The following is a 17,288-nucleotide window of genomic DNA, read 5'->3' as shown; positions in this document are numbered from 1 at the left end:
TGATCGTCTCGAAGGTCAAGTGTGAGCGCGATGCTCCTTTGTCACTATACAACGTTCCATGAATCAGCAATCCGAGAAACTCGTTTTACGTTCACTTTAGCTTAAGACGCCAGTGGTTTAGTGGGCTCAGCACCAGCCAGTTCAGGGGGCATGACTGATGTCATTAGAAATCTGGTTCGCGTATGCTGTCGCCTCAACAGCGTCATTGGTTATTCCCGGCCCAACCATTCCGACGGTATCCAGCTATCGATTTCTCAAGGGCTGCACGCGAATGTCCCATTGGTGATTGTTGTTGCCCTTGGGGACTAATCAACGCCACTGACATTGGTTCATATTGAAATGTGACAGCCGAATTTGGCGACTAGATAATAAGGGGGCAGTCGTTGCGTATCAATCACGCTATCCTTATCCGTGCTCTACCAGCAGATCGCTTGGAGGACTTCGTCAATGATTGGTTGGCCCAGCGTTGCAAAGACTACCACAGCCATGAACTTTGGCGCGGCACAGGAGACATGGGGCGCGATGTCACGGGCTATGTGACAGATAAACGGATGGAAGGCCCGTGGGATAACTTCCAATGTAAGCAGCTCAGTAAGTCACTTTCCGAAAGCTCGGCTTTTATTGAGCTTGGCAAGATATTTATGCACGCCTCTGCCGGTGAGTATTCCTTGCCACGCTCTTACATTTTTGTCGCACCGCGAGGCGTTGCTAGGGCTGTGCAGCAGTTTATCGCTCATCCTGAGCGTTTTAGAACTGCGTTTCTCGAACGTTGGAATTCTGATATCGCGGGAAAACTAGTGGAAAAGCAAAGTATACCGCTCAGCCCCGAGATAGAAATGGCGATTAAAGCATTTGATTTCACCCAGGTCCATTGGCTTGATGCAGCTCGGCTTGTCGACGATCCTGCGTGCAAGTCCGCTTTGGTTAAATGGTTTGACGAAGATCCTGGCCCTTCGCCACGAGGCGTCGTTCCAGATCAGATAGATGCCAGTGAGTCCTCCTACATCGGTCAACTTCTTAAGCTATACGAAGAAAAAGGTCCGGGGACGTTCCCAGATGCAACTGCAGCATTGGCGAGCCCTGAGTTTGCTACACATTTGCGCGACCAGCGTACTCGTTTCTTCGATTCGGTAGCATTTGATCGGTTTTATAGAGACTCTACCCCTGAGGATTACTTGTTCAACTTTAAGGATGAAATCTATCATGGTGTGGTCGAAATTCATGGTGATGATCATCCAAATGGGCTGGCGAGGCTGCGCCAAGTGATGCAGCAAGCAGCCCTTTTGCAACCATCCGGAATACTGGGAAAGCATGCAGGCCCTCAAGTCAAACAAGGGACCTGCCACCAGTTCGCAAATAACGGACGTTTGCCGTGGCATCGTTAGAGGACAGAATGTTGGACAAACATCCGTTCAATAGCACCCTTGAAACCGGTATTCGGGCCTTGGTAGTGCTTGAGGCTTTTTATCCGCGCCATTGCGATTTAATGGAAATGACGTGGTTTGATCATTTGATTGTACATACAGGCGATATTGATGGGCAGGACGTACCGGAAAGCCTCCACCCCGATTTACCTAATCGTACCGGTGAACTCCTAGTTCGTCGCCAGTTGGTAGAGAGAAGCCTGCGCATGATGCAGCAAATGCACCTTGTTGACGTTTTTGAGACAGAAGCTGGCATCGAATTTTGCGCCAGTGAGGAGGCTCCAAGTTACGTAGAGCTTTTGCAGACGCCTTATTCTCTTGCGCTCAAGGAGCGTGCTAGGTGGATGGCAGGTCGCTTTGCTCAACAGGAGAGTGTTGAAATTCGGGAACTCATTGAAAGCCGGATTGGGCGCTGGACTACGGAATTTACGACTGATGACACATCGTCGGGGCGATCAGCATGAATGGTATCCGGCTGCGTCATCTCGTCTTCACTGGCCCCGGCATTGAGCCCGCCGGACTTGGGTTTGATGAGGGGCTCAGTATTATCTATGGCGCCTCGAATACTGGTAAATCCTTCGCTTCGAAGGCCATTCTGTTCATGCTCGGTGTTTCCAAGAGTTTACCTGAAATTGAAGAAATTGCTGCCTATGAATCGGTTTGGTTAGGCCTGACACTACCTGATAATCGCGATGTTACGCTTTACCGTGCCACACAGGGCGGTCAGTTCAAGCTCTATGAGGGGCTTTACAAGAAGGCCGCTGTCAAAGATGGTTTAGTGCTGCGTCAGAAGCACGATTCAAAGCGTACTGATACGGTTTCGCACTTATTGCTCAATGCGATGGGGGTCGCGGGGAAAGCGGTTGTACGAGACGGTAACTGCAAAAAGGACGCGCTGTCCATTTACTTGTTATCCCCCTACGTTGTGGTGTCCGAGCAGGACATTATTGCCGAGAAAAGTCCTGTCTTTACCTCGGGATCGCCTTCTCAGCGCACCTTCGAGCAGAACCTGTTCAAGTTTTTGCTTACCGGTGTTGACGACGTCGCTGCCGTAACAGTTCCTAAGCCTTCAGAACGCAAAGTGGCGAAGGCTGCGAAGATTGAACTAGTGGATGAGCTGATTGCCCAGATCGATGCGGAACTTGGCGAGAATCCACCAGATGAAAGGGAAACCGAAGAGCAGCTTCGGCGACTGGAGCAAAGTGCAAGTGACCTAGCCTCTCGGCTAAAGGATGCCCAAGCAAAACTTGACGCCCTTGCAGGTGAGAGACGAAAAACCATAGAGCGCCGTCGCGAGTTATTAGAAAGGGCGGGAGAGCTTGATCTAACGATTGAACGTTTCTCTAAATTGCAGGCTGTCTACAGCTCAGACCTTCAGCGCCTGCAATCAATTGAGGAGGGAGGATTCGTGCTCGTGGCGATGACCGATATGGATTGTCCGGTCTGTGGTGCTCCGTCCGATGCCCAAAAACATAATCATGCTGCGGAAGAAATTGCGATGGCGCATAAAGCTGCTGCCGCTGAGGCCCGCAAAATCGAGCGTGAACAACGTGAACTGACCCAAACTATAGCTTCTCTTGAGGCCGAAGCTGTTGGGCTGCGCCGGACCGTTGATTCGGAAAAAAAGGAGATTGATAGACTCGATGGCGAGATAGAGAAGGCGCGCCCACATGAAACTTCTCTGCGAGAAAGTTACGAAGTATATGTTTCGAAGCGATCCGGGATAGTACGTGTTCTCGACCTTTATAAACGCCGTTCCAACCTATCAACCCGGAGAGCCGAAATCGGCGCCGAGCCAACCCGACGTAGTAAAGGCGATGCACCATCAGTCGGCCCAGATTCGACTACACTGTTCCGGTTTGGCGAGACAGTGAAGTCTGTGCTGACTGAATGGCGCTTTCCCGATGCAGACAAGGTGCAGTTTGATACGGAAGCTATGGATATTACCGTTGCCGGAAAACTCCGTGCCGCCAACGGCAAAGGCGTCAGAGCAATTCTCCATGCTGCTTTTAATGTAGCTGTTGTTGTTTTTTGTATCGAAAACGATCTTCCACATCCTGGTTTCCTTGTTCTTGACACTCCGTTGCTCACTTATCGTGAGCCGATGACATCGCGCTATGGTGAGTTGTCGGATGATGAAAAGGTCCTCAAGAAGACAGGTCTTGCTGAGCATTTCTACAAACACCTTGCTAGCCTGAAGGACAAGGTGCAGATCATCGTGATCGAAAACTCTGACCCGCCGGTCGCTATCCGAGATGTAGCTCGTATTGAGACCTTCAGTGGTCTCGAAGGCAACGGTCGATTTGGTTTGTTGGCGAGACGTATGTGATTGTATTCGAAGCTTGAAAATCAAACTCGTCTTGAGTCGTGAGATTACATGGGTTAACAGAAGGTAAGGGGTCAACTTGTTGCTGCGAACAGGGTTCTGAATGCCTGAGCCTGGCGCTGTCGCCGTCACGATAGTGTCCACTTATTTTCTCGTGTACATTTATCATGAACAACGCAATGCCCATCAGAAGGGAATTGCTTTGAAGCTTACCTGTTTCCTATCGGAGAGTTACCAACTTTATTACGACGGAAAATGATTGATTTTCTGCAGGGAGTCTCAAAAGTAACCAACTTTATTTATTTTCGAAAGTGACTTGGTATCTTAAAGTGCGGTCTAAAGAGGTTTTTTGTTACCAACTTTATTATGATCCTACACTAATCCTTTGGCACTGCGACGATCGCTTCCAGTGCCTCCGGATAGACCTCAAACCGGGCGGGGGTGTAACAGACCGGCTCACCGTCGGCATGAATCGCCATCGGGCGCTTTGTCTGCACTTCGATTTCCAGGCCCCTGGCGGTGAAGATACGCCGGTGCCTTTGATGGCTGCCGCTTCGTAGCAGGGGTGCCAGCAGCAATAGCCTCCAGAGTTTCTGTGGTTTCAGGCTGTATACCGATAGTTGTCGGTCGTCGATACGGGCGTTCTTGTGGATCACATTGCCGCCGCCGTAAAAGCGACCATTGCCCACCGCCAGGTGGATGCTTCGCATCCGATGGCTGCGACCATCCACCGTAATTTTCACCGCGAACTGGTCCGTCCTTGCCAGAGCGGCGAACAAAGCCTTGAGATAACTGAACACGCCCCAGCGTTTTTTGTTCTTGTCGGTCAGTTCTTCAGTAACCTTTACGCCCAGCCCGATATGGGCGGCATTGAAGAAATAGTGCCCGTTCAATCGGCCGAGATCGATACGCTGGCGACGGTTTGCGATAATGGCATTGAACGCGGCTTCCAGGCTGTCGGCGACGCCGAGCGATCGAGCCAGATCATTGGCGGTGCCGAGGGGCAGCACCGCCAGGGTCAGTTTGCAGTCCAGCAGCGTTTCGGCCATGGAACTGATGGTGCCGTCGCCGCCTGCCAGTATCACGAGGTCGATGTACTGGTGGCGGCTCTCTACGATTTCGCGACTTTCGGAGGGACTGCTGGACTGAACAGACTCCACATCGAAGCCAGCATCGTGTAGTCGCTCCAGACCCTCCTGCAGTTGATCCACAGTGCCGTGACGGCTTTGGGGGTTGGTGATCAGCAGTGCCTTTACTGAATGTTGAGAGGCCATAAAGTAACGACTATGTGGGTCTGCTCTCATCTTCCAGCCTGGAAAACCTGGTCAGCCATTCAACACCGAACCGCACACCAAAACCCTGAAGGTCGGTTGGTATCTGTGCAAGCCCGCCCTTATGAGTACCTGAGGAAGCCATGTCCACGTGGACCCAGCCAATATCCTTGTCGACGAAACGCCCGAGCAGGCGGGCAGCGTAGATGTGATCGCCTGCCCCGGTTGTCCGGCACTGCAGGGTGTCGGCGACTTGCGATTGCAGATCCTCATCGTAATCGTCTTCATAGGGAAATGGCCAGACCCGCTCGCCACAACGTTCACCGGCCTGAATGATCGGCTCGATCCACTCGCGGCGGTTGGTGATGGCCCCACCCATTCGCTGTCCCAGGGCGGCTACCACGCCCCCGGTAAGCGTTGCATAGTCGACGATGGCCCGGGGTTTTTCGCGGCAGACCAATGCCAGAGTGTCTGACAGCACCATGCGACCCTCGGCATCGGTATTGATCAGTTCGATGGTGGTGCCATTCAGGGCGGTAATCACGTCATTACATTTAACAGCCCGGGAACCAATATGGTTTTCCGCCAGAGCCAGCCAGCAGTCAACGGGCTGGTCGAATTCCAGGCGGGTCAGGGCAAGAAATGCACCCAGGGCGACGGCACTGCCCTGCATATCGCCATGCATGCCCAGCATGCTACCTCCGACTTTCAGGTTGCTTCCGCCGGTATCGAAACAGATGCCCTTGCCGACCAGGGCGAGGGGTTTTTCTTCAGTCCCTTTTGCTCCAATCCCAGACGGGCGGTATTTCAGGTGCAGTATGCCGGCGTCCTTCACCGGGCTGGCCTCGACCACGGAAAGAAACGCGCCTGCGCCCAGCTCTTCCAGTCTGTCCAGGTCATAGAACTCTGTATGCCAGCCTTCCTGGCGAGCAAGTGATTCGGCGTACTCCCGATAGATGCCCGGGGTCAGATAATTGCCCGGCAAATGGGTCAGCCAACGGGCCAGGTTGTTACCTTCGGCGGTTGCTTCCGCGTGGGCGAAATCAGCACTGTCGAAATTGCCGGAAAAGCGGATGGCTTTCAGGTTGCGCGGGTCAGAGGGCTTGTCCGTTATTTTCGGTAGTTGAAAGAGTGCCGCGTGGGCCGCCGCCACGAGTGATTCAGCCATACCCGCTGCCGCGGAATCATCTGGAAGCAGCGAAATCACATTGATCTGTTTCAGTCGGTCAGCCATCAGAGGGCTGATGACCTTGCGGGCCAGAGTCAGAGCCTTGAATGCCGGAAGCCGGTCAGCGACAAAAACAACCACTGTCCGTTCACCGCCGGGCCCTGACAGAATCACCGGATTGGTGGTTTTCGGATAGTCTGGGAGACGGCTTCCCAGGAAATCCGACCAGGGAGTATTTTCTATGGTCTTCCGATCAGCTTCGGGCACCAGGAGAACGACACCTGAGCCCGGTTCGAATTGCCAGGAGGAAGGCATGGATGGGTCTTTATTGAGCTGTAATTCGTATACTTCCGGGATAGCTGGCCTCATGAGGCATACTCCTTGTCCGAGCTGACTATTGCTTCAGCGTAGTGTGATCTTCTTTCTCCAGTTCATAAAGCCGATTCACATTGTGACCGTTCCTGCTGTTCCTGATCATAAGCGAGGCTTCAGATGTCTGACAGTTCTGGTCGAATCAATCGTGTTATCAGCGCTCTTCAAACCCAGTTCATCGCCGATGCCCTGGCCATGCCGGTGCACTGGTATTACAACCCCATGGATATAGACCGGGCGTTCCCGGGCGGCATTCAGCAGTTCGAGGCCGCACCGGAATTTCACCCTTCGTCGATCATGTCCCTGCACTCCACCACCAGTGGCGGCCGTCGAGGCGGAGAGGTCAGTGCGCCCGAAGTGGTCGGCAACCTGATTCTGAAGGGCCGGGCGGGGTACTGGAATCAGCCCAACGTGCACTGTCACTGCCATACAGGCCCTGTGCCGTGACCATGTCGCGCTGACCCACCCGGATGAATCCCTGCTGACGGTGTGTGATCGCTACGTTGCGCTGCTTTGGGGCCTGATGGAAGGCCCGGATGATGACCGGGTGCGCGCGCTTCTGGTGGATGCCGGCCGGGGTGTGGCGGGTCGGGATGTGGAAGTTCTGGCCAAACGGAATCTGCCGGATCTCCAGGTGGTGGGGCGGTTGTACTCACCGGCCTGTTATATTTCCGAGTCCTGGCCGGCGGTGCTGTATCTGGCCTACAAGTACCGCAATGACCCGTCCCTGGCGCTGCGGGTAAACACCAATCTGGGGGGCGACAACGTGCACCGAGGCGCGGTGCTCGGAGCCTTGATGGGGCTGCTGAGCGACCGGGTGGCCACCCGCTGGTTCGACCAGCTGGTAGCCCACCGGGAGATTGATCAGGAGCTTACCGCACTGGTCAGCGCGGCAACCGCTCCCAGATAGTCACTTCCGACAGCGTGTGCTGGAACTTGTGCTGCGTCTCGCGGATCACGAAGGGCACTTTCCTGGGCTCGCTGACCAGCCGGAAATGCTTGCCCAGGTGCTCCTTCAGGCCATCCAGGGTGGTGTGATTCTCACCATCCCGTTTGAAGCCGCCGATCCATTCCGCTTTCGGAGTGTGCTCTTCCAGCCAGGTATAGGGCGAGGCAATCACCAGAATACCGCCGTCGTTGATGCGTTCGTGAATACTGTCCAGGAAACGCCTCGGGCGGTAGAGCCGGTCAATCAGGTTCGCGGCCAGCACCAGGTCATAGCCGTCGTACTGGGGTTTAAGATTGCAGGCATCGCCCTGATGGAAAGAAACCCGGTCTGCGTAGCTGTCCAGTCCTAGCTCTTCGAGGGTACGGTTGTGATAGCTGACCAGCTCCCCTTCCTCTACCAGTTCGTAACGGACCGACCCCTGTTCGGCGATTTCAACGCCCAGCCGAATGAAGTTGGCGGAAAAGTCGACGCCTTCTACAGTGTCGAATTCACGGGCCAGTTCGAAACTGGACCGTCCACAGGCGCAACCCAGATCCAGTGCTTTGCCGGTGGTTTTGCCCTTCATCGCCTTGAGAGACAGGTCCGCCAGGGCTTTGGGGAAATTGTTCACGCCAAACCAGTTATCACCAAAATGGAACTCGGCGTACTCGGCCAGCAGTCGGTCGCTCTCGTAGTAGGCATTGGGCTGGGCTGCCTCGACATCCGAGGCAATATAGCGGAAGCCGGCGTGCTGGAAGAAATGTCTGCGGAATGCATAGCGCGCTGCCAGGCGTGCCTCGTCGCCGCAGGAAATCCACGAGCCGCCCTTGATCAGGTTGTGCTGGCCGTCGAAGGTCGGCGTTGTGAAGTCGTCATACAGCGGGTGAACCTTGAAGTTGTCGAACGGATAGGTGGGTGTTTCCATCCACTGCCAGACGTTGCCCACCACATCAAACCACTGGCCATGGCGAAAACGGGTAACGGCGCAGGAAGAAGCGCCATGGTCCAGATGAAGATTGGCGTCTGCGGGGCGCTCGTCCACCTCTTGTACACCCGCCTCGGAACACAGCCGGTACCATTCATCTTCCGTGGGCAGCCGGATGGGTTGCCCACTCTTTTCCCGCTTCCATTCACAGAAGGCTTTTGCTTCGTGGTAGTTCACCTCAGCCGGCCAGTCCCAGGGCATTTCCACTTCCTCGGTCATCAGCCGTAGCTGCCAGCCGTTGTGCCAGCGCCAGAAAGTGGGGTGTGCGGCCTGGGCAAACGTGCGCCAGGAAGCGCCTTCCTCGCTCCAGTAACGGTCCGTCTGATAGCCGCCGGCCTCAACAAATTCCAGGAACTCCTGGTTACTGACCAGATACTGGCTGGCTTTGAACTCTTCCACACAGGCTTCGTGCTCGCCGTATTCATTGTCCCAGCCATAGAAAGCGTCATCATAGGGCTTGCCGATGCGGACGGCGCCGGCCGGAACAGTGATCAGGGCATTGTCCGGTGCCTCTCCGGTCTGGCGAACGGGAGCCCACTCCGGCTGAGCCCGGACCAGCGCCAGATCATGCTGGCGGATCAGCACCGAGGAGGTTTCCAGATGGATCCGCTCGTGCTCGATGCCCATAACGATCGGCCACCAGGGGCTTTCCCAATTGATCGGCAGGGTCAGAGGCAGGGTCTCGATCAGCTCCAGCACGCCGGCACGGACTTTCCGCCGGTAGTCTTTCACCGCCGATACGCTGGGCCATTCATAATGCTCGTCGTTCAGGTCATCCCAGCTCATTTCGTCCACACCCACGGCGAAGACGGACTCGATGTGAGGGTCGATGCGCTCAGGCAGCAATTTGGCCAGTACCAGTTTGTTCACGAAGAAGGTGGCGGTATGGCCCAGGTAAAAAATCAGCGGGTGGCGCAGGGGGATGGATTTTTTGAAGTAGCCCTCATCGCCGGCAAGACAGTCGAACAGGCGGGTATAGGTATCAAACGTGTTGGCGAAATAGCGGGCAATTTCCGTGCGTTTCTCTTCCGGCGTCCCAGCGTCGAGCCGGGGCGTTCTGAGCAGCTTTGGCCGGACGGATTCTTGGGTCAACGAATCGGAGAAGGCAACAGGATCCTGGGTAGACGATGCCATATCAAAACACTTCCTTGGTGATTTTCACTAACCGTCTAGTACGCTTGAGGGTCTGAAGTCGGTTCACTTTCTTTGGCTCGTCGAACCGCTTCCGGTGCGCCGAGGGCGAGCAACACAGCGCCGATTGAGCAGGCCAGCATGCCGGTGGCAATGGTTGTCAGGCTCAGATCACCAAAGCTTGACGACACGCTGCTGATGGCGCCGGCAATGGTGAACTGGGAAGCCCCCAGAAGGGCAGACGCCGTGCCACTGAGTTTGGGAAAGAACTCCATGGCGTTGGCCATATTATTGGGCACAATCCCGCCCTGGCAGCCGATGGCCAGGATAATGCAGGGCGCCACCGCCCAGACCGTTCCGCCCAGAAGTGCGGCGACCGTCAGGGCAACCAGGGCCAGGCACTGAAGAATGACCTGGGCCCGAACCAGAATCGCGGAGGGAAAGTATCTCAACAAAGGCCGGTTGATCAGATTCAGAAGAGCCATCAGAACAATATTGGCGGCGAACAGCAGGGAAAAGTGGCCGTTCGACAGACCGAACCACTCCTGATAGATAAACGAAGAATGGGTGATGAACAACAGCATCATGCTGAAGCAGAGCACCTGAATACCGATGAAACGCATGGTGGTGCGGTGCCTGAGTACCAGCAGGTAGTTGGTGGCCAGGGTAGCGATCGGCGTTTTGGTGGGAATGTGGGGTTTGAGTCTGGGGAAAAGTGCCAGATTCAGTGCCAGCATCAGGCCACCGGCGTAAGCGGCCAGCATCAGAAAGATCCACTGCCACTCGCCCAGCGCGAGCATCAATGAGCCAAGTGCGGGTGCCGCGGCCGGCGCAACGAACATGATCAGGCCAATCAGCCCGAACAGCCGGGCGGCGTCCTGCCCGCTGACCTGGTCCCGCACCAGGGCCGGCACCGAAACCGCACAGAAGGCGCCGCCAAGGGCCTGGGCCACGCGCCAGAACACCATCTCCGAAAGGGTGTCGGCCAGTGAAACCATAACGGCGCCCGCAGCAAAGACAAGCAGCCCGCCAAACAGGACAGGCTTGCGTCCATAACGGTCGGACAGCGGTCCGCCGACCAGTTGCGCCAGCCCGAGCGTCATCACATAAGCGCTGAGGGTCAGCCCGACCTGGGCATGGGGAATGCCCAGCCAGTCGGCGATGCTGGGAAACGCCGGCAGGTAGGCATCAATGGACAGCGGCGCAAGCGCCACTGTCATACCGAGCAATAGAGCGAGTCGCAGCTGTGACAAAAGACGTTTCCCTGAACGATAGATCGCTAACGGTACGCTGTTAAACTGTACCGGACCACGATCAATCTGATAATGACACACAGAGAGCCACAGTATGAGCAATCAAGCCCTGGCCGAACTACTGGCACTGGACGGTGAAGAGCGGTACGACTTCTTTCTGAGCCAGGTGGCGGAGGAGCGTGAAATCTGGATTCTGGCCAACGCCGACAACCGCTTCCTGAAAATTTCCTCCGAAGAGGACGGCGTGGAGTATCTGCCGGTCTGGCCGGCATCGGAGTTTGCCGTGGACTATGCTGGCGGCAGCGATGGACTGACACCCCTGAGCATTTCATTGCCGGATTTCTTCCGCAAATGGGTGCCGGGGCTGACCAAGGACGGCCTGGAAGTGGGTGTGTTTCCGGGCCTCGACAAAACCCTGTGGATTACTGAGCCGGAAGAGTTAAAGCGGGATTTGCAGGATGCCATGTCGGACTTCTAGCGGGTAGCTTATGCAGCGTTGGCTCCTGTTCTGTGGAAGCTTCCTTTTCTGTCAGGATCTGGCAGCCGAGCCAGCTGGCAACTGCACGGTCAGCGAGGTCCAGCCGGAGACAATAGATCTGGACCGGCCCCGTGACCAGCTGGCGCGCCAGTCGGATCTGGTGATACCGGAAGATGCCCGCATTGGCCGGATCCGCATTATTCGCCGCCCCATTTTCGATACCAGCGACCCTGACCAGGACAACGTCCTCTATCGTACCCTGAATGCGCTCAATACCCCAACCTGGGAATCAGCCTTACGGGCCCAGCTGGTCTTCAGCGATGGGGATCTTTATCAGCCCGGAATGCTTGCCGAAACCGAGCGGGTTCTTCGTCAGCGCCAGTATCTGGCGGCTGCCTGGGTTGGAGTTACGCGCATCTGCGGGAACGAACTGGAAGTCAGTGTGCTGGTGCGAGACACCTGGACTCTGTTACCCACGGTGGGCGCCTCCCGCGCCGGTGGCGAGAACACCACTAGTACGGGCCTGTCGGATCCGAATTTTCTCGGTTCCGGCAAGAGCCTGGGGATTGCCTACACGGAAAGTGCTGATCGCAGCCAGACCAGCCTGAATTTCGATGACCCCAACCTGCTGGGTACCCACTGGCAGACGGGATTTTCATATGCCAGCCGCAGTGATGGCCGCGGCCGCAGTGCTTACCTGGAGCGGCCCTTCTACAGCGAGCGTACGAACTGGCGTTTTGGCCTGAGCGGCACGGAAGACGTGCGTGAGCAGACCCTGTATGTGGGCGCGCAGGCCTTCGCAAATTATCGTCGTCGCAGTGAATTTGCCAGCATTGATACCGGTTGGCGGCTGGCGGAGCGCAACAACAGACAACTGCGGCTGCTCGCCGGCTACCGGTACGACACCAAAGAATTCGAGCGGCTGCCCGGCCAGTTTGACTTCTCACCCTTTATTGAAAACAGAACTCTGAGTTATCCCTGGGTCGGTTTTGACTACCGGGAAAACCGGTTCCGGGAAATGACAAATCTGACACGACTTCAACGGGTTGAGGATGTCAGGGACGGCTTTGTCTGGCGCACGGAACTGGGTTACTCCTCCCCCGGACTCGGCGCAACAGAGGATCGCGCCGTCCTGAATATGGATTTCCGCGATGCGCTTCTGGTTACTGACACCAATTACGCCCGTTACGGGTTCAACCAGAGTGGCACCTGGCGTTTTGATGAGCACCGCTTCGAAAATCTGCTGGGAACAGTCAGCCTGGAGTATTTTCATGGAGGGTCAGTGACCTGGAACAGCTGGTATACCAAGCTGTCCTTCACCGCGGCCCATAATCTCACCTTGGACCAGCAGCTGCTGATCGGCGGTGACAATGGGCTTCGCGGTTATCCCAACGACTATCAGCAGGGTAATCGGCGAGCGCTCTGGACCCTGGAACGGCGCTACTTCCCGGACTGGTACCCGTTTAAGCTGTTCCGGCTTGGCGGCGTTGTGTTCACCGATGTGGGGCGGGCCTGGTTCAGTGACGGACGCAGCAATGGCCCTGACCAGGGCGTACTGACAAACGCGGGCTTCGGGCTGAGGCTGGCGTCGAGCCGGATTGAGGTCCAGAGAATGCTGCACCTGGATCTTGCCTTCCCGCTCGGCGCGGACGACAACATCGATCAGGTGCAGATTCTGTTACGGGGTCGTACGAGCTTCTAGTTCGCTTTGATCCGCTGGTACTTCCTGGTACCAGTCGTCCATGGTGTCGTACATCTCGCCCCGGAACAGGTGTATGGGCGCGTTCTTGTAGATCTTGATGTCGTGGAAAGGGTCGGTGAGGATCTTGGTCATCCACACCAGCCCGGATTGCACACCCATCAGCTTGAACAGGTGCACCGTCCGGAACAGCACCGCACCCAGGCCGATGTAGAGCCACACCAGGGCGGTATTTGTGATAAAGCCCATCAGGTCCGTGGCCGGTGCGAACAGGCCGAACAGGTCGGGGCGCAGGTAGAGCACCAGCGGGGTAGCGGCCCAGATGGACAGCAGCACCACCTTGCGGTTCAGGTTATAGCCCACCTTGATGCTTTCCTTGTAATCGTGGGTGGCCTTGTTCACCTCGTCGTAGGTCTTGGGCTCGAAAAAGAAGTGTCCGGTCTGGCGCAGGGTCATGGCCAGCAACCAGCCCACCAGCGCCGCGGCCGCCGGATAATAGAACACCAGTCCGTAGCTGATCAGAAAACAGCAGGCGCTGAGCAGATGCAGGGACTGGTTGATCCGGTTGTGATGGTAAAACCGGTGATCGTCCCATCGCTGTTTTTGAAGTTCTTCACGAAAGTTCATGGCAATTTCCTTGCAGTTCAAGAGTTGAGTTGGTGACCGGTCAGCAGTACCTGACCCATGTTGATCGGTTGCCCCGATGTGATGCCGGGGCTGAGTTGGTAATGCTCGGAGGCAAAGACGATGATCGTTGAGCCGTGCTGGAAGTAGCCCATTTCATCGCCCTTGTGAAAATGGGCGTCACAGGGAATCCGATTCGGACCCCGGTATTTCAGGTCCAGTGGCTCCGGCAGGCAGTGGAATTTCATGCTGGCCACCAGAATGGCCGCCACCGGCACCAGGGTCAGGCTGGCTTCGGGATGATCGAACTCCAGTTCCAGCACCGCCCGTTCGTTCTTGCAGAACAGCTTTTCCACTTTTTTCAAGGCAATCGGATTCACGTTCCAGGTGTCGCCGGAGATGTAGTTCACCTGCCGGACGCGACAGTCCACGGGCGCATGAAACCGGTGGTACATGCTGGATTTCAGCCTCAGGGTCACAAATCGTCCGTTGCGGTAGCGCCTGGCAAGGGCCGCATCGGGAATCAGATCTTCCAGGGTGTAGGGAAAGCCCTTGGCCTGGAACAGCCGGTTACCCTCGATGGGCCCACAGGCGCCGATGATGGCGTCGCAGGGGCTGGTGACCACTTCGGGACTGTTATCCAGTGGCCGCAGTCCGGGTTTGAGCTGGCGAGTGAAGCAGGCCTGCAGGCTGCGAAAGCTCTGGGTTGTGGCGTCCTGAAGGCGCAGATCCTCGGCAAACAGCTGCCAGACGGCGATGGACAGACGCGTCAGCGCCGGGCTTTCAATCCGGCTGAACCAGCCCATGAAGAGCGTCAGCCAGCGCCTGGGCAGACGGTTGGTCAGCAGGAAATTCAGCTGTTCCCGAACGGTCAGTAGCGGTTTTGGTTCTGTGGCGGAATCGAGTGTATCCACTAGGCCACCGTCACATGGGCGTGGGCGGTTTCCGGGTAGTCCAGCCCCAGATCCGCCACGAACTGGCGCATGATGGGCTCGGCCTGGAACCGCGCCGCGCGCTTGCGGGCCTGGTCTTTCATTGCCTTCCGGTCGTTCTGGCTGAAGAAGCGCACAACCGCCTCTGCCATGGCGTCGATATCCTCAACCAGATAGCCGCTGGTTTCGTGCTCGATAATGTCTTTCGGCCCCTTGCAGTTGTAGGCCAGCGCGGGCATGCCGTGGGTCAGTGCCTCAAGCAGCACATTGCCGAAGGTGTCGAAGCGGGACGGGAATACAAACAGATCCAGTCCCAGATAGAGCGACGCCAACTGTTCACGGGTCTGCCAGCCCAGGAACACCGCGTCAGGCATGGCCCGTTGAAGCTCCGCACTGGCGGGCCCGGAGCCGGCAACCACAATCTTCAGGCCGGGAACCGACAACTTTGCCTTGCGGACAATATCCGGCAGATCAAATATGCCTTTCTCGCGACTCAGGCGGCAGGCGATGAACAGCACCGGGGTGTTTTCGTTGGCGCCGGGAATCAGGTCCGCCTTGCGCGCCGGCTGCACCCGCAGGTCCCGGGGCGAGGTGTGATGGGCGGTGAGGAAAACCCGCTCTTCTGGAAGTTCCATTTCATAGCCGGTGAGCCAGTCCCGGTGTTCGCGGTTGAGAACAAACACTCCGTCAAAGCGGCCATAGAGCGCCCGCATCAGTCGGCGGATCCGGTCCCTTTCAGGCCGGTTCAGATTGGTGGCATGGGTGATGAAATCTATCCAGTCCGTGTGCATAAAGAAATAGCTGGGCACGTTGAACATCTGCTGCAGGAACAGGGCCACCAGCGCCATGGGGCCCTCGGTGGAGCAGACAATCCGGTCGTAGCCTCCTTCATAGAAGATGCGGGCGATTTCCATCACATCCGGCACCTGCAAGGTCTGTTCACCGAAGGGGTGCAGATCGATGTCGGCTACGGGTCTGACCACGTGCAGGTGGGGCTCTGCCTCGGCCTCCGGATGACAGATCAGGAAATCAATGGGCAGGTCGGTGCGTTTGATCTCTTTCAGCTTGCCGCTCAGGGACGTGGACACGCCGTTCTTGTCCAGCAGGGTGTCGGTGAGATAGAGCGCCCTTCTGGAATGCTCGTTTTTGCCGAGTTCCCTGGCAAACCGGTTGAGCAGGTCGCGATTCTGGTAGAGCACCCGGGTGGACGCCAGGGTGGACCCCGCCAGCACGGTACTGATCAGCACCGGGAAGGACAGGCTGTCCAGCACTTCCGCCAGATTGATATTACTCATGTTGTCCTGGCGTTTGCCGTCGCCCAGAAACAGCGAGGTGAGCTGGCTGGGGATCTCCAGCTTGCGGGTCAGCTCCTCGGTGGAGAAGTCCTTCAGGCTGGTGCCCTGATGCTTTTCCAGGGCCTTGCGAACCCGTTTGGCAATCAGCAGGTTGAGATGGTTGAACAGCTCGCCGATGCTGTCGTTGACCGTGTCCACAAAGGTGTCCGGGTTGTTGCGTTTGCTGTCGGCAATCCGCTCCAGGTGGGTGATGCAGAACTTGTAGTCTTTCGATGCCTGCCACTTCAGGAAACGCTGGGGCTTTTTGCCCTGCAGGGCGTCGTGAATGAACGAGAAAAACTTCATGGTTTTCTTGTGCTTCTGCATTTCCAGAAACAGGTTGGCGACCACAAAGCAGCCCATCTTGTCCCAGGTGGACCCCCGGTGAAGCAGGATGCGCAGCAGGCCCGGGTCTTTGAGTTTCGTGGCCACCTGGGCGAAGTAGTCCAGCAGGGCAATGTTCAGTTTCTGGTTCTCGCCCACCGTGCCAAAAGGTGCGACCTGGCCGTTGCGCAGGGCTTCCAGGGCCAGGTCGGAGGCGCGTTCAGTTTTCAGGCGCTTCCGAAGATCGGGCACATGCAGGCGGGACCCGCAAAGTCCCGCGAAAATGCCGGTGTGGTCGTCGGAGCCGCCGGTCACCACCTTGGGCTTGTCAGGGTCAACCCCGAATTCGGCCGGGTCCAGATTGTGCTTCGTCGCGCAGGCGCGGATGCGTTCCGGTGTCAGGCTTTGCACCCAGTTGAGGGTCAGCACGCTCTGCCAGAGGTCGCGCTGACCGTTCAGCACTTCAAAACGCCAGAACATCACCGCCAGCTTCTCGAACAGACACAGGTCGATGTGGTCGTTGCGGCAGTACAGGTAAAGGGGATGGGGCAGGATCACCGGAATATCGAATCGGGCGGCGTAGCGCAGAAATTCGTAGATGTTCTGGCGCTTCTGGTTGAGGATCACTTCCTGTTCCCGGGTGAAACCGTAGGTAAGCACGTGAATGAACAGATCGTATTCGGGAAAGAAGCAGGTGAATTCGCAGCCCACCAGCACATCCACGCCTTTTTCCTGAAGTTCCCAGCAGGATCGTGCGTTGTTGTGGTTGGTCACGGTGACTACCGAGCTGCCGTTCTGCTCCAGCACCTTGACCAGCTTTTTGGTCTTCAGCCAGGTTTCCGGTAGCCGCAGGATCCGCCCCCAGAGTTCGTCGGGTATGTCGCTGTTGTGGTCGTGGCAGTGAAAGTCGATCTGCAGGCAGTCCTCCGGGTCGAAGCGCCTGGACTGCTGGCTGATAAAGTCATCGAACTCCGCCCGGAGCCCTTCGCGGAATTGTGGTTCGCCGTTGCTCTGCCATTGCATGGTCATACTCAACCCA

General features: G+C 56.7%; 14 protein-coding genes. 7 read left to right on the top strand and 7 right to left on the bottom strand.

What is annotated here, in order from left to right; genetic code table 11:
• Positions 1–383 precede the first annotated feature (383 nt).
• Genes FPL19_RS07140 through FPL19_RS07130 form a run of 3 tightly spaced genes read left to right on the top strand, consistent with a single transcriptional unit; the run spans position 384 to position 3,753 of the window.
• Complete coding sequence (locus FPL19_RS07140) at positions 384–1,385, top strand: ABC-three component system protein (RefSeq protein ID WP_150911767.1); 1,002 nt, start codon at positions 384–386, stop codon at positions 1,383–1,385.
• A gap of 8 nt (positions 1,386–1,393) precedes the next feature.
• Complete coding sequence (locus FPL19_RS07135) at positions 1,394–1,888, top strand: ABC-three component system middle component 2 (RefSeq protein ID WP_150911766.1); 495 nt, start codon at positions 1,394–1,396, stop codon at positions 1,886–1,888.
• The gene (locus FPL19_RS07130; protein ID WP_150911765.1) at positions 1,885–3,753 is read left to right on the top strand and encodes a coiled-coil domain-containing protein; all 1,869 of its coding nucleotides are present in this window, start codon (positions 1,885–1,887) and stop codon (positions 3,751–3,753) included. The genes FPL19_RS07135 and FPL19_RS07130 overlap by 4 nt, the downstream gene beginning before the upstream one ends.
• 374 nt (positions 3,754–4,127) lie before the next feature.
• Here FPL19_RS07130 and FPL19_RS07125 read toward each other — a convergent pair whose 3' ends face one another.
• Both FPL19_RS07125 and FPL19_RS07120 read right to left on the bottom strand, forming a co-directional pair.
• Complete coding sequence (locus tag FPL19_RS07125; protein ID WP_150911764.1) at positions 4,128–5,024, bottom strand: lipid kinase; 897 nt, start codon at positions 5,022–5,024, stop codon at positions 4,128–4,130.
• 10 nt (positions 5,025–5,034) lie between these two features.
• Positions 5,035–6,558, bottom strand: coding sequence for a M17 family metallopeptidase (locus tag FPL19_RS07120; RefSeq protein WP_150911763.1), 1,524 nt, complete (start codon positions 6,556–6,558; stop codon positions 5,035–5,037).
• 123 nt (positions 6,559–6,681) lie between these two features.
• Here FPL19_RS07120 and FPL19_RS17740 point away from each other — a divergent pair, with 123 nt between their 5' ends.
• Positions 6,682–7,008, top strand: coding sequence for a hypothetical protein (locus tag FPL19_RS17740; RefSeq protein WP_263656786.1), 327 nt, complete (start codon positions 6,682–6,684; stop codon positions 7,006–7,008).
• Between the two features lie 40 nt (positions 7,009–7,048).
• Positions 7,049–7,471, top strand: coding sequence for an ADP-ribosylglycohydrolase family protein (locus FPL19_RS17735; RefSeq protein WP_263656785.1), 423 nt, complete (start codon positions 7,049–7,051; stop codon positions 7,469–7,471).
• On the opposite strand, the gene ovoA is transcribed toward FPL19_RS17735, so the two are convergent.
• Both ovoA and FPL19_RS07105 read right to left on the bottom strand, forming a co-directional pair.
• Positions 7,446–9,608 carry a 5-histidylcysteine sulfoxide synthase gene (ovoA, locus tag FPL19_RS07110; RefSeq protein WP_191965230.1) on the bottom strand — a complete coding sequence of 721 codons (2,163 nt, stop codon included), beginning with the start codon at positions 9,606–9,608 and terminating at the stop codon, positions 7,446–7,448. The two genes, FPL19_RS17735 and ovoA, sit on opposite strands and share 26 nt — an antisense overlap.
• Positions 9,609–9,643: 35 nt before the next feature.
• Positions 9,644–10,858 carry a multidrug effflux MFS transporter gene (locus FPL19_RS07105; protein WP_150911762.1) on the bottom strand — a complete coding sequence of 405 codons (1,215 nt, stop codon included), beginning with the start codon at positions 10,856–10,858 and terminating at the stop codon, positions 9,644–9,646.
• 94 nt (positions 10,859–10,952) lie between these two features.
• Between FPL19_RS07105 and FPL19_RS07100 the strand changes: the two genes are divergently transcribed.
• On the top strand, positions 10,953–11,336 hold the full coding sequence (locus FPL19_RS07100; RefSeq protein ID WP_150911761.1) for a DUF2750 domain-containing protein: 384 nt from the start codon (positions 10,953–10,955) through the stop codon (positions 11,334–11,336).
• 10 nt (positions 11,337–11,346) lie between these two features.
• Positions 11,347–13,038 (top strand): BamA/TamA family outer membrane protein, encoded by a 1,692-nt coding sequence (locus FPL19_RS07095; RefSeq protein WP_150911760.1) that lies wholly within the window; start codon positions 11,347–11,349, stop codon positions 13,036–13,038.
• Here the strand turns inward: FPL19_RS07095 and FPL19_RS07090 are convergent.
• From FPL19_RS07090 to FPL19_RS07080, 3 genes are read right to left on the bottom strand one after another with little or no spacing between them, the layout of a single operon-like run.
• Positions 13,015–13,662, bottom strand: a complete 648-nt coding sequence (locus FPL19_RS07090; protein ID WP_150911759.1) for a hypothetical protein — start codon at positions 13,660–13,662, stop codon at positions 13,015–13,017. The genes FPL19_RS07095 and FPL19_RS07090 overlap by 24 nt on opposite strands.
• A 17-nt stretch (positions 13,663–13,679) precedes the next feature.
• Positions 13,680–14,573 carry an archaetidylserine decarboxylase gene (asd, locus tag FPL19_RS07085; RefSeq protein WP_225314320.1) on the bottom strand — a complete coding sequence of 298 codons (894 nt, stop codon included), beginning with the start codon at positions 14,571–14,573 and terminating at the stop codon, positions 13,680–13,682.
• The gene (locus FPL19_RS07080) at positions 14,573–17,278 is read right to left on the bottom strand and encodes a glycosyltransferase (RefSeq protein ID WP_150911758.1); all 2,706 of its coding nucleotides are present in this window, start codon (positions 17,276–17,278) and stop codon (positions 14,573–14,575) included. Before FPL19_RS07080 ends, asd begins: the two co-directional genes overlap by 1 nt.
• Between the last annotated feature and the right edge of the window lie 10 nt (positions 17,279–17,288).

The organism is Marinobacter halotolerans (genome assembly GCF_008795985.1).
Taxonomy (GTDB): Bacteria; Pseudomonadota; Gammaproteobacteria; order Pseudomonadales; family Oleiphilaceae; genus Marinobacter; species Marinobacter halotolerans.
This window is presented reverse-complemented; position numbering and strand designations above follow the sequence as displayed.

Coding starts and splice junctions, on each gene's coding strand:
- FPL19_RS07095 (WP_150911760.1), top strand. CDS start 11,347: ATGCAGCGTTGGCTCCTGTTCTGTGGAAGCTTCCTTTTCTGTCAGGAT.
- FPL19_RS07120 (WP_150911763.1), bottom strand. CDS start 6,558: ATGAGGCCAGCTATCCCGGAAGTATACGAATTACAGCTCAATAAAGAC.
- FPL19_RS07130 (WP_150911765.1), top strand. CDS start 1,885: ATGAATGGTATCCGGCTGCGTCATCTCGTCTTCACTGGCCCCGGCATT.
- ovoA (WP_191965230.1), bottom strand. CDS start 9,608: ATGGCATCGTCTACCCAGGATCCTGTTGCCTTCTCCGATTCGTTGACC.
- FPL19_RS07135 (WP_150911766.1), top strand. CDS start 1,394: ATGTTGGACAAACATCCGTTCAATAGCACCCTTGAAACCGGTATTCGG.
- FPL19_RS17740 (WP_263656786.1), top strand. CDS start 6,682: ATGTCTGACAGTTCTGGTCGAATCAATCGTGTTATCAGCGCTCTTCAA.
- FPL19_RS07125 (WP_150911764.1), bottom strand. CDS start 5,024: ATGGCCTCTCAACATTCAGTAAAGGCACTGCTGATCACCAACCCCCAA.
- FPL19_RS07100 (WP_150911761.1), top strand. CDS start 10,953: ATGAGCAATCAAGCCCTGGCCGAACTACTGGCACTGGACGGTGAAGAG.
- FPL19_RS07080 (WP_150911758.1), bottom strand. CDS start 17,278: ATGACCATGCAATGGCAGAGCAACGGCGAACCACAATTCCGCGAAGGG.
- FPL19_RS07090 (WP_150911759.1), bottom strand. CDS start 13,662: ATGAACTTTCGTGAAGAACTTCAAAAACAGCGATGGGACGATCACCGG.